This is a genomic window from Anaerococcus sp. Marseille-P3915 (assembly GCF_900258475.1).
Classification (GTDB): Bacteria; Bacillota; Clostridia; order Tissierellales; family Peptoniphilaceae; genus Anaerococcus; species Anaerococcus kampingae.
In genome coordinates this window covers 198,623-210,000 of the sequence record NZ_LT984887.1, presented here as the reverse complement: position 1 = coordinate 210,000, position 11,378 = coordinate 198,623, and the positions used below count along the sequence as shown (strand labels likewise).

Annotated in this window: 12 protein-coding genes and 1 pseudogene (1 of these 13 cut by a window edge); all 13 read right to left on the bottom strand. The window is 31.0% G+C overall.

From position 1 onward, the window contains the following. Positions 1 to 153: the 5' end (the start) of a Csac_0668 family 2Fe-2S cluster-binding (seleno)protein gene (locus C8269_RS00960; RefSeq protein WP_106459999.1), read on the bottom strand. The gene continues 327 nt to the left of window position 1, outside the view; the window shows 153 of its 480 coding nt (coding positions 1-153); its start codon is at positions 151 to 153; its stop codon lies off the left edge, out of view. 143 nt (positions 154 to 296) lie between these two features. Beyond that, positions 297 to 2,141, bottom strand: coding sequence for a heavy metal translocating P-type ATPase (locus C8269_RS00955; RefSeq protein ID WP_106459998.1), 1,845 nt, complete (start codon positions 2,139 to 2,141; stop codon positions 297 to 299). Between the two features lie 15 nt (positions 2,142 to 2,156). Next, entirely contained in the window at positions 2,157 to 2,378 is a 222-nt protein-coding gene (locus C8269_RS00950; protein WP_003145146.1) for a cation transporter, read from the bottom strand. Between the two features lie 145 nt (positions 2,379 to 2,523). Continuing rightward, on the bottom strand, positions 2,524 to 2,892 hold the full coding sequence (locus C8269_RS00945; protein ID WP_106459997.1) for an ArsR/SmtB family transcription factor: 369 nt from the start codon (positions 2,890 to 2,892) through the stop codon (positions 2,524 to 2,526). A 133-nt stretch (positions 2,893 to 3,025) separates the two neighbouring features. Continuing rightward, entirely contained in the window at positions 3,026 to 3,157 is a 132-nt protein-coding gene (locus tag C8269_RS00940; protein WP_442778138.1) for a DUF1413 domain-containing protein, read from the bottom strand. A gap of 501 nt (positions 3,158 to 3,658) precedes the next feature. Next, positions 3,659 to 4,315, bottom strand: a complete 657-nt coding sequence (locus C8269_RS00930; RefSeq protein WP_106459996.1) for a DNA-binding protein — start codon at positions 4,313 to 4,315, stop codon at positions 3,659 to 3,661. A gap of 43 nt (positions 4,316 to 4,358) precedes the next feature. Further along, a pseudogene (locus tag C8269_RS00925) lies at positions 4,359 to 5,831 on the bottom strand (helicase); the annotation flags it as partial. Positions 5,832 to 5,851: 20 nt separating this feature from the next. Next, complete coding sequence (locus C8269_RS00920; protein ID WP_106459995.1) at positions 5,852 to 7,471, bottom strand: recombinase family protein; 1,620 nt, start codon at positions 7,469 to 7,471, stop codon at positions 5,852 to 5,854. Between the two features lie 78 nt (positions 7,472 to 7,549). Beyond that, positions 7,550 to 7,711: a hypothetical protein gene (locus C8269_RS00915; RefSeq protein ID WP_019213949.1), complete on the bottom strand. Its 162-nt coding sequence runs from the start codon at positions 7,709 to 7,711 to the stop codon at positions 7,550 to 7,552. 157 nt (positions 7,712 to 7,868) lie between these two features. After that, positions 7,869 to 8,597 carry a phage replisome organizer N-terminal domain-containing protein gene (locus C8269_RS00910; RefSeq protein WP_106459994.1) on the bottom strand — a complete coding sequence of 243 codons (729 nt, stop codon included), beginning with the start codon at positions 8,595 to 8,597 and terminating at the stop codon, positions 7,869 to 7,871. 102 nt (positions 8,598 to 8,699) lie between these two features. After that, entirely contained in the window at positions 8,700 to 9,227 is a 528-nt protein-coding gene (locus C8269_RS00905) for a PcfB family protein (RefSeq protein WP_106459993.1), read from the bottom strand. Between the two features lie 198 nt (positions 9,228 to 9,425). Then, complete coding sequence (locus tag C8269_RS00900; protein ID WP_106459992.1) at positions 9,426 to 10,985, bottom strand: IS1182 family transposase; 1,560 nt, start codon at positions 10,983 to 10,985, stop codon at positions 9,426 to 9,428. Positions 10,986 to 11,181: 196 nt separating this feature from the next. Then, positions 11,182 to 11,355 (bottom strand): hypothetical protein, encoded by a 174-nt coding sequence (locus C8269_RS10845; protein WP_180339346.1) that lies wholly within the window; start codon positions 11,353 to 11,355, stop codon positions 11,182 to 11,184. Between the last annotated feature and the right edge of the window lie 23 nt (positions 11,356 to 11,378).

Genomic DNA, 11,378 nt, shown 5'->3' with positions numbered 1-11,378 from the left:
ATCAACGGCATTACGATAATCATCTGTCACCAAGTGTTCAACGGTTATCCTACTAACTGTTACTCCTTCATTATTACAGACAGGGCAACTCGCCTTTGTTCCATTTAAATTTTGTGTGATACATTCACAGCAACATTCATCAATAACTTTCAATTAAATAACATCCATATCTTTAAAACTATTTAATTCAAGGTAAATCCCAACCAATTTTCATTTATAGTTTTTAAATTAAAAAATACCCCTTGATTGTATCGTCAATTATCGGTATCATTCAAGGGGTGAATAGGAAAAATAGTTTATAGATTCTTTACATTCAAAGATCTAAAAGCATTTAATACTGCAATGATAGTTACACCTACATCTGCAAATATAGCTGCCCACATAGTAGCTATTCCAAAAGCACTCAAAATAAGAACAATTATTTTTATTCCAATTGCAAATACTATGTTTTGATGTGCAATTTTTAGTGTTTTTTTAGAAATCTTCATTGCAGTAGCAATTTTCGATGGCTCATCAGTCATAATTACAACATCAGCAGCTTCAATGGCCGCATCAGAACCTAAACCACCCATTGCTATTCCAATGTCTGCACGAGTTAATACAGGTGCATCATTGATTCCGTCACCAACAAAAGCAAGTTTACCTTTTTTAGATTTTTGCGAAAATAATTCTTCTAGTTTTTCAACTTTGTCTGCTGGCAACAGTTCTGCATAAACCTTATCAAGACCAAGCTCTTTAGCAACTTTTGAACCAATACTTTTATTATCACCTGTCAACATAACTGTTTGTTTAATATTAGCTGCCTTAAGTTCCTTGATTGCTTGTGCTGAATCTTCCTTTACCTCATCGGCAATTACAATGTAACCTATATATTTATTATTAACAGCAACATGTATAATAGTACCGATCAGCTCTCCCTTGAAATAAGGGATATCCATCATTTTCATAAGTTTGATATTTCCTGCCATAACCTTTTTGCCATCTACTGTTGCAATAACACCATGACCTGATATCTCTTCTACATCTGAAATACGTCCATTGTCTATTTCTTTGCTATATGCACGTTTCAGTGAAAGTGAAATCGGATGATTGGAATAGCTTTCCGCATGTGCAGTTAATTCTAGTAGCTCTTCTTTGGAAACTCCTTCTGGATGAATTTCCTGTACATTAAATACACCTTTCGTTAGTGTTCCAGTTTTATCAAAAACAACAATTTCAGTTTCTGCTAATGCCTCTAAATAATTACTACCCTTGACTAAAACACCTTTTTTTGAGGCTCCACCTATTCCACCGAAGAAACTCAAAGGAATTGAAATAACTAAAGCACACGGACAGGATACCACAAGGAATGCTAGTGCTCTATATATCCAATCACTAAAAGTCGCCCCGTCTATAACAAGAGGTGGTATAATAGCTAGAAAAACTGCAATTATAACCACAACCGGTGTATAATATCTCGCAAACTTCGTAATAAATTGTTCTGAACTGGATTTTTTACTACTTGCATTTTCAACTAAATCAAGAATTTTACTTACAGTAGATTCTCCAAATTCCTTGGTAACCTCTGCTGTAATAACCCCATTAATGTTGATGCACCCACTTAGGATATCACTTCCAACTTCTACTTCACGAGGAACAGATTCTCCTGTTAGTGCCGATGTATCAATCATTGAACTTCCCTCAATTACCTTGCCATCAAGAGGAATTTTTTCTCCTGCTTTAATTACAATAATATCTCCAATTTGTACTTCATCTGGGTCAACTTTGACAAGTTCATCACCTTTTTTAACATTTGCATAATCTGGTCGAATATCCATAAGGCTTGCAATTGACTTTCTCGACTTGCCAACTGCATAGCTTTGAAACAGTTCTCCAACTTGATAAAACAGCATAACTGCAACACCTTCAGGATACTCACCAATAAAAAATGCACCAATTGTTGCAATACTCATTAAAAAGTTTTCATCGAAAACTTGACCTTTAAAAATATTTTTTACAGCTCTTTTTACAACATCTCCACCTACAATAATGTAACTTATTATAAAGAGAGCAATCTGTAACCATTCGTTATTTAAACTAAGCAATACTGCTGTAGCTAACACGGCTGCACCAATAATTATTCGCCATAGTCGTTTTTTCATACTAAATCGCCTCCTTTAAGCCTTTTTCATAGTTGTATCGGGTTCGATTTTTTTAACTATTTTTTCGGCCTCTGCTATTATTGTTGGCATTTTTTCATCCTCACCATCAATAACGAGTTTTGTGGTCATAAAGTTAACAGTAGCTTCTTTCACTCCATCAAGCTCATTAATAGCCTTTTCCATTTTTGCCGCGCAATTTGCACAATCTAAACCTTCAAGTATAAATTTCTTTTTCATTATTAAATCCTCCTAAATATTATTTGTAATTTTATTTTGAATACTACAAGTCTTTTTCAAATTTTCTTGAAGCATTGCTCATTTGAAATGAAGACTTAAATATATTCCCAAATATCTTCAAAAAATATTCTATTCTACCGCATTACTACTTCTCGTTGATATGAATTAGACCTTGGTCAAATATTTCTCTTACATGATCATCAACTAATGAATAATATACTACTTTGCCTTCTTTTCTGTTTTTCACTAAATTAGCTTGTTTTAAGACTCTCAGCTGATGGGAAATTGCTGATTGTGTCATGTTAAGTAATACAGCGATATCACAAACACACATTTCAGCTTCATGTAAAGCCCATAATATCCTGATTCGTGTTGAATCTCCAAATACTTTAAATAATTCTGCTAGATCATAAAGGCTTTCTTCTTGAGGCATTTTATCTCTAACTTGATTTACAATATCCTCATGAATTACATTGAAGTCACATCTTTCAATTGAATTAAATTTTTTAGTCATATTATCACCTCTTTTTAAATCATTTCATATGAATACTTGAGCAAGCATTCATACGTTGTATATTTATTATATTATTGTTTTTCTCTTGTGTCAATAGTTATATGAGCATTTATTCAAGTGTTTTTTATATTATTTAAAATATCTCAAAAACATCTACTAAGACATTAGTACAGTCCTTTCTCGGTATCCTGTTCCATACATATCCTTTAAACAAATCCTTAAAAATAAAGACTTCTCCTTCGTACAAGTTTTCGGTTTCTTTAATAGCTTCATCTAACAGCTTATTATATCACTCATGTGGTCAACTCCTTATCAATAACATTATAAACAACATTTTTGATAATATCACATGTATAAATCATGTAAAAGTCAATGCAAAAACCGCCAATCAAGAGAACCTAACTCTTAATTGACGGTTTATATTAGTATTAAATCATACTTCCATTTCAATTCCAGATTTAAAGCATATTACAAAGTGGTCATCATAAACACTAACATTCTGGATAATCTTCCTTACTAGGGTATCATCATATGTTGCATATCTAAATCAATAAGTTTTTTAAATAACCTTTTATAACTTAATTCCATATAACCTCCAAGATTATTTTTTCGATAGCTAATCTCGTACATATATACATTTAAAAAATACTTATGTTTGTTATTACATACAAATCTATTATAACATTAACTATAGGTTATTTTCAATCAATTGATATATCACTTTAAAAAAGCAAAAAAATAAAGGCAGTCCGAAGACTGCCGATATTTATCTCTCTGCACCTTTGCTATGGTCTTTCTTGTTTGACTTAGCCTTGTCATCTGTCTTAAAGCTTTTTATTTGCCCTAATATGGAGTTTTTATCTTTATCTTGACTCTTTACTTGTTCTTTTGCTTTTAAGAGCTTAGAAGACAAAATACGGACATTCTTATGTTCCTTTCCGTTGCTGTCAATGCTTGTTTTTACTTGTCCAAATATTTTAACAAAATCTCCTTGCTTTAAGTTCTCTAAATCTTTTGTCTTATCTCCATAGGCTGAACAATTGGTATAAACTTTATTCCCATCGTCATCTTTTGAAACAATTGAAAAATTACTTACTTTGAACTTTTCTCCATTAGCATTTTCTCTTTCAAGATTTTCTACTTGACCTGCTATATTACCCACGAGATTTATGAGATCGTCTTTTTCTTCAAGTTCATTGGTATTTTCAATGAGCTTACCTTGTTCTTTCATATCATCAATCATATAGTCAAAGTCATCACTTAGTAGACCTGTTGTGTCATTGTTCATAAATAAAACATAGACTTCTTCAAGTGCTTTTTCATCAGTAATGCCTTTTTCTATGCTCACAAGTGCTTTTATAAAATCCTTGTAATTATCATTCATCATTTCTTCTAAGTTTTCTCTAATATCTTTGTATTCCATATTTTCCTCCTTGTATTAAATAAGGAGAGCTATTCGCCCTCCTCTATCTTTCTTGTCCTTTTTCACTTTTTTCTTGATTTTTATCTTTTTCTTCTTCAGATTTGAATTTTGATATTTGTCCCAATATTGATGGTTTCTCTTCCCTTGCGTGAAGATTATCCTCTACATCATAAGTTGATTCAAAGTAATCACTATCTTTAAAATCATTGTCATACCTATCTGGTATTCCATCATTGTCAAGATCTTTTGCTAGTGGGTCATAGAAGTTTCCGTCATCATCTATTTCTAGTCCTAGAGCTTGTTTTAAATCTTCTTCATCTACTGATACCAGATCATCAAAACTTGACATCTTTATGGCTTCAGTCATATCTTTAATAGCTTGTGAATTAGATATATCTTCTTCTACAAAAGATTCTGTTCTAATAGCTACATTATCTACATACTGAGTCCATGTTTTTTCTTCTAAATTTACCTCATATTGAATCGTGTGCTTACCATCAGGTGTTTCTGTATAGGCAAGTCCTATATGGCTTAAATCAGGGTATAATTTGTCAAAGTCTTCATAGCTATTAGATTCTGAGAACTCGTAGTTAGAATAATCAACTATCGCCCTCTTTAAATCTTCTAATAATGGTGATTGATTTTCTAATTCTTCTACTTCTCCCATATCTAAAAGTTTATTAATTTCAGCTAATCTTAGTGTCTTATCCCTTAACTCATCTGCTTTTTCAAATGGTTTTCTTAATTCTACTTTGGCATTTTCTAAAGATTCTTTATAGTTTTCAAGATTTTGATTTAACCTCTCAAGTCTTGCTGGCATTTTTTCAATGGCATTATCAAGTCTTGTTATATTACCATCAGTAGAGTTTGAAAACTCTCCAAAGTATTCTGCTTTTCCTAGTAGTTTAAAGGTGTGAGTATTAGTCATAAAGTTATATGAAACTTGTAAGTCTAAGTTTCTATATTTACCAATGACCTTGCTATCATTTATCTTTACCTTTTTTATTTCTTCTAATAGCTTTTCTCCAGCTTCTTTCTTATCTAAAATCTTATTTGTACCAAGACTGATTGAAGTGAATTTGTTATCTCCTTCTCCTAATTTCTCAACACTTGCAATATCTTCTTTAACTGCTTGTATTTCCATTTCAGTTTTTAAAATACTTTGAGGATAAATTTTATTTACCTTATCTTCAAGCTTATATTTATTAGACTTATAGTTTGCTTCCAGCATTTTTAATTTTGTAACTTCGTTATCTAAATCCATTTTTTCTTTAATCAGAGGATTGCCAGTAGCTAAAGCTTTAATTTCCGAATAAGATAGACTTGCTTCATCAACATCTTCAGCAACACGCACAGGTGTCTTGCTCGTCATTATTTGAGAAATGAATTTCTGTTTATTCTCTATTGTCTGCCACAAATAGGCATCAAAGGTATTTTCTGTTACATATCTAAAGATATTTACCTTATCATTTTCATTACCTTGACGAACAATTCTACCACTTCTTTGCTCTAGGTCTGGTGAGTAGTCCGAAGTGGTCAATTTAATTTACCTATAAACTTGTAGTGAATTTCAACCTTTTGGCTTATTTGACCGTCTATTTCTTCCTTGTCATAGACATATATCTTATCTATTATTTGATTTAAAATATATCTGTTTAGCGATTTTATCTTAGCGTACTTGCTAATATTATCCATGAATTTCTTGTAGTTATCTTCAGTTTCAAAAGATACTTCTATATCGCCCTCTAAGACTTTGATTTCCTCGATTAACTTGTCTTGTTTTTTAGATATACTCACATTCATTAGATTAAAGTTTCTTTCGGTTATATTTCCCTCTAACCTATCTTCATATAACTGTTCATAGCTTCTATCTAATTCTGCTAATTGGTTCTTTTTAAGCTCCAGCTTGTTAGATAGTTCTTTTCCCTCATCAATTTTTTCTACTTCAATCTTTTCTATTATCTTTTCGACAAAGTCTTCTTTAGCAGATAGTGCCATATTTCCATGATATTGTATATCTTCAAGAACAATATTATATAGATCCCTAGCTTCAATTCTGTGTGATGAACAAGCATTTACTCCATATTTTTTATATGTGGAGCAAGAAAAGTGAACAAAGTCTATGAGTTCTTTCTTTTTAAGCCTATAATCAGTTTTTGGTGTCAATGCATAACCACATTTAGGACATCTTACAAGTCCTTGAAAAATGTTGTCATAATAGAGTCCCTTTTTATTGTTACACTTCCTCTTATCAACCATTGTTTGAACTTGTTCCCATATTTCCTCACTAACTATTCCCTCGTGGGTATTTTTAGCATAAATATAGTCGCTTTTAGGAATATACATTCTTTTTGAGTTCTTAAATGATAAGGTAGGTCTTTTATTTCTTGCCATATTTCCACAATAAACTGGATCTCGTAAAACATTTAACACCATTCTATGTGACCATTGATATTTATTTTCTTCAGTTAGTCCATAAAGCTTTTCAGCATTTTCAACAAAAGCACTTGGTCTTGGAATTTTTCTACTCATCAACTCCTGGCTAATAAGTTGAGTACCCTTACCCTCTAAACACAACTTATAAATGAGTTCTATTATAGGTTTAGTTTTCTCATCTATGATTAATCTGCGTTTATTATTAGGGTCTTTTAGATAACCAAATGGAGCTTTAGAGCCTATATATGTTCCCTCTCTCATTCTACTTTGAATTGCACTTTTAACTTTTTTGGAAGTATCCTTTGCGTACATTTCATTGAGAATGTTTTTAAATGGCATAATATCATTTTGATTGCTATTTAATGTGTCTATACCATCTGTTATTGCAATATATCTTATGTTCTTTTGTGGAAAGTACATTTCGATATATGCTCCACTTTGAAGATAGTTTCTTCCTAACCTTGATAAGTCTTTTGTTATAACACAATTTATTTTTCCGTTTTCAATATCAGTAATCATCTTCTTAAATGATGGTCTTTCAAAGTTTGTTCCCGAATAACCATCATCTACATAATAATCATAAATGGCTATACTGTTACTTTCTGCAAATTGTTTTAACATTACTTTTTGTGACCATATACTCATACTCTCAACTGAGTTTCCATCGTCTTTTGATAGTCTACAATAAAGTCCTGCTACATATTTTTTAGTCCTGCCCAATTTCAATCTCCTTTCCCTAAACAGGACTATCTCAATAATTTAATTATACTAAAATACTCCCGTTTAGTCAATCAATACTTACGCTTGCGTTTGTTTATTTTCTCTATCTTTTTCTAAGTTTCTTTCGACTACATGCTCGATAATATCTTCGAATACTTCTTCAATCGGCTTTTTGCCTACATATACTCGCTTTATTTCATAGTTGATTTTTCCACTTCGTTTTTTCTTTTTTAATTCCATGTAATTCCTCCATTTTGTTGCAATAAAAAAAGACGATTAGATTTTTAATTTTCTAATCGCCTTTTAAGTGTCATATTTATCTTTTTATTATCTCTGGCATACTTTTATACCTTTTTAGACTTAAAGTCTTTAATAGTGCCTTTCCACCTCTTTTTATCTATAAAGATTCTCCTACATCATAGTTCATTTTTTTATTTAAACCTTTCTGTCTTAGTTTGTCTTTATCTTCTTCATACCAATTAAGGATTGTTACATAATGGTCTTTATAGTATTTCCCAGAGCTTTTGATATATCTTGATAGTTTGTTTATCATTATTTCTGCGTGTGAGTTTAATTTTTCTTTAAGGTTCTTATATTCTTCTTTGCTTAACCTTACATTTTTGAATTCTCCATAAAAAATGGGGGTGGACTTTTTATCTATCTCTCCCTCTCTCTCTTTATCTATCTCTATATCTTTCTCTATCTCTATCTCTTGTCGGACATGGGTTGGACTCATTAAGGACAATGTCCTCTGTTTATTTTGTCTGTATCTTCTTTTTTTCTCTGCCCAGGCTGTTTCTGATCCAATTAAGTTTGGTATTTCAGTTAAATAGTATTCATCATTTTCTGTTACAACTTCTAATAAGCCTTGATTGATTAAATAATTAACTGTAACCATTACATCATCGTCTGTTTCATCTATGGTTAGTGCTAACTCTTTTATAAAATCACTTTCTACTCCGTCATAATAGAGTTTGCCCTCATCTTTTAGGCTTAGTAGTAGAAGTTTGAGGTAGATTATCGTGTAGGTATCTCCTCCCGATATTTTCCTTAATCTTTTTATCCTTTTGTCTGTGAAAAATTCTTCTTTTAGTTTTATCCAATAATATCTTTTGTTTGTTGCCATATCTGTTCCTTTCTTGATTTTCGATAATCGAAATTCTTGATTTCCGATTTTCGGAATTCTTGTTATTATAGTTATTTAAGGGTGTAACTTTTCGTTACTCCCTTAGATTTCTCTGGTCATATCTTTTTTGCTTGGTTTTACTTTTTCTTTTACTTTTCTTTTGACTTTTTCTTTTGTCTTATTCTTGTTCTTGGATAGGTCTTTGTATTTCTTTATTTGTTTTAGGATACTTTCTTTTTCTTTTTTATTTTCTTTGGCTATGACTTGCTTAAAGGCATATTCCATTACTTTTATGTCTTTGGCTTGGAAGAATATTTCATAGTTTTGGCTTTCTTTGTTTTTCATTACTGAGAAACTTACTCCAAGTTTGTTTAGTTCTTTTTTTAAGTCTTTGAGGTCGCTTTGATCTATGCTTATATTTTCTAGTTGTCTTCTTTTGTAGAGGTCTTTTATTTTAATTTCATTTCCCATAAGGCTTTTTAGGTTTCCATTTGCTTTTTCTAAGGTATCATTCATCTTTTTTCTTATTTCTTTGTCTAAGTTGATTGATTCTTTTGCTGCCTTTATTGTGTATGTTATTATGGTTTGTGCTGCTTGACCTGCTTCTTTGCTTATTTCTTCGTTTATCATGTTTTATCTCCTTTGTTTGAATTAAAAAAAGGTGATGTTGCAGAATAGGTAAATCTATTCTGCGCATTGCTTTTTTTATTATATATCTGTATCAAGCCATTAATTTTTATAGAAGTTTTTAAGTTGAGAATGAATTTTTCCACATTTTTATTAAAAATAGGCTCACTTAATAGAGCTTATGAAATTAATATTTTTTTCTTAAGCAGCTTTGTATTTTATGATGTTTAAATCTTTATTTTCTATTTTTGATGACAGTTTATTTAAGTTTAGTGCTATTGATAAGAGGCATATTTCACTTATTATATTTTCTTTTCCTCTATGGTGGAATCTGTTGTAGTTTAAGCCTGACTTTATTTTGGAAAATGCTCCTTCGGCTTGGATTGATCTATTTAATCTTTCTTCTATTCCTTGGTCAGATATTATGTTTTCTAATGATTCTTTCCTATATTTTTGGAAGGTTTCTGCTATGTAGATTCCTTTAGTTTTTTGACCATCTTTGTTCCAATCAAAACACCTATAGACCTTTGTAGTTGTTATATATCCACTTTTTCTTTTATTGTATCTGTCCTTGCATCTTATGAATTCTTTGCCTTCTTGTGATATATATTTGTCTTGACTTTCATCATAGATTAGACTTCCCTTAAATTCTTGCTCTTTTTTATATTTTCGTGTTTTTGATTGCTCATAGTTTGATGGTTTTATGTACGATGTTAGCTTATTTTCTTCTAGATATACATAGTTTTCTTCACTTTCATATCCTGCATCTGCTACTATTTTGTCTAGTTTGTTTGGATAGTTTTCTTGTAGTTTTTTTAAGAATGGTTTTAGGGTGTACATATCGTTTGTATGGTGGGATATATTTTCACCTATGATGAAACCTGATGCGCTTGCAAGCTGAATGTTGTAGGCTGGCTTTAGTTGACCATTTCTCATGTGGTCTTCTTTCATTCTCATGAAGGTTGCGTCATGGTCTGTTTTTGAGTAGGAGTTTCTGTAATCTCCCATTATTTCTAGGTGTTCTTGATAAGTTTCTAACTTATTTTTCCAATCTTTTAGTTGTTCATAGTCTCGTTGGAGTTGATGTTTTCTTTTTCCTTGACCATGTACGAAGTTTATTTTCTTTTCTATACATTCTTTACTTACTTGATTAAATGATATCTTTACTACTTCTAATACTTGGGATGGTGTTAAGTCTTTATTTAAATTGAAGTGCTTTATTATTCTGATTCTTAGTTTTTCTTGCCATTTTTCTGTGCTTCCTCTCCGGACAAAGCTGTATCTGTTGGCATAAGCTTCTATTTTTGTTCCATCTATGTATATACTTGATAGATCTATTTGCTTTTCTTCTACTAGTATTTCTACTATTTGACTTAGTAGATTAGGTGTTAGATTTACTATTTTCTGTCTAAATCTATTTATTGTGCTATGATCTGGTGGGGTTTGTCCGTCAAGAAGATATTTTATTCTTAGATCATATTTACATGATTTTTCTATTTCTCTTGATGAGAATATTCCTTCAGAGTAGCAGAATATTATTATTTGAAGCATTGTTACTGGATTTACAGTAGGTTTTCTCCCAAATGATGAGTAGACTTTTCTTAGTTCTGTTAGGTCTATCCTTTCAATTATATTTTTTACAAGCCTTAGTTTTATGTCATCTTGGATGTATACTTCTGTGTTAAAGTTTAATTTTAATTGAATTGTATCACCAACTAGTGTAAGATTAGTTAATGATGATGTATTACTATTTTGTTTCATAAATACATTGTATCAGAAAAAGACGAGGATTTCACTTTCCTCGTCTTTTTCTATGTTAGGACTTTTGCAACAGCCCCTTTGCTTGTTTTTATTTAGTTGTTGTTGGTGGTGGAATGCTTTATTTTGATATTTTTATGGCTTTCTTAGGTCTTTGTACCTTTTCTTGTTTTTCTGCTCTTATTTTGCTTTTCCACCTTTAGTAGTTTATGTGTGTTCTTTTATCTGATAGATAGTTTTTCATGTTGGAATATAATATCTGCACTTCTTCATTGTTCATTGCTTTTATTTCTTCTGTGCTTTTATATGTTTTATATGTTCCATCTTGATCTGCTTTTATGAGTTCATCTATTAGTTCTTGCCTTTTATTCATCTCTATTATCTCCTAGATCTGCC

Bases quoted from the DNA above. Each gene is read 5' to 3' on its own strand.
- C8269_RS00955 (WP_106459998.1), bottom strand. From the start codon at position 2,141: ATGAAAAAACGACTATGGCGAATAATTATTGGTGCAGCCGTGTTAGCT.
- C8269_RS00950 (WP_003145146.1), bottom strand. From the start codon at position 2,378: ATGAAAAAGAAATTTATACTTGAAGGTTTAGATTGTGCAAATTGCGCG.
- C8269_RS00945 (WP_106459997.1), bottom strand. From the start codon at position 2,892: ATGACTAAAAAATTTAATTCAATTGAAAGATGTGACTTCAATGTAATT.
- C8269_RS00930 (WP_106459996.1), bottom strand. From the start codon at position 4,315: ATGGAATACAAAGATATTAGAGAAAACTTAGAAGAAATGATGAATGAT.
- C8269_RS00915 (WP_019213949.1), bottom strand. From the start codon at position 7,711: ATGGAATTAAAAAAGAAAAAACGAAGTGGAAAAATCAACTATGAAATA.
- C8269_RS00910 (WP_106459994.1), bottom strand. From the start codon at position 8,597: ATGGCAACAAACAAAAGATATTATTGGATAAAACTAAAAGAAGAATTT.
- C8269_RS00905 (WP_106459993.1), bottom strand. From the start codon at position 9,227: ATGATAAACGAAGAAATAAGCAAAGAAGCAGGTCAAGCAGCACAAACC.
- C8269_RS00900 (WP_106459992.1), bottom strand. From the start codon at position 10,985: ATGAAACAAAATAGTAATACATCATCATTAACTAATCTTACACTAGTT.
- C8269_RS10845 (WP_180339346.1), bottom strand. From the start codon at position 11,355: ATGAATAAAAGGCAAGAACTAATAGATGAACTCATAAAAGCAGATCAA.